This is a genomic window from Cobetia sp. LC6, from assembly GCF_030264805.1.
Lineage (GTDB): Bacteria > Pseudomonadota > Gammaproteobacteria > Pseudomonadales > Halomonadaceae > Cobetia.
Genome location: NZ_JASSPL010000046.1, coordinates 1 through 373, shown reverse-complemented (window position 1 = coordinate 373; position 373 = coordinate 1). Strand labels below are relative to the sequence as shown.

The following is a 373-nucleotide window of genomic DNA, read 5'->3' as shown; positions in this document are numbered from 1 at the left end:
GCCTCGGTCACGACAGAGCTAGGATAGAGGAAATTTCTGTTCAAGACCTCAGTGAAGCTTGAACTCGCCTTCGACGCGGCGCCATTCATTCGGTCCGATCAAGCACTGATGCGTATAGCGGACAGAATGGAGCGGGCCTTCAAGCCTGGACTGCCAGAAATCCAGGAACCTGTGCATCTCAGGAAAATCGGGTGCCAGATCGTAGTCCTGCCAGACATAGGTCTGCAGCACGGATTCGAAATCAGGAATGCGATAGAGGATGTGCGCGGTGGTGAGGCCGTAGCCATTGAGCTGACGTTCCAGATCCGATGAGAATTGCATGCTTCATCTCCGTTTCATGACACTGTGAAGTGTGTCGCAAAATTTCACGACC

General features: G+C 52.8%; 1 protein-coding gene. It reads right to left on the bottom strand.

What is annotated here, in order from left to right; all coding sequences use genetic code 11:
• Positions 1–48: 48 nt before the first annotated feature.
• Positions 49–321: an usg protein gene (locus QQF40_RS17055; protein WP_006469958.1), complete on the bottom strand. Its 273-nt coding sequence runs from the start codon at positions 319–321 to the stop codon at positions 49–51.
• Positions 322–373: the final 52 nt, after the last annotated feature.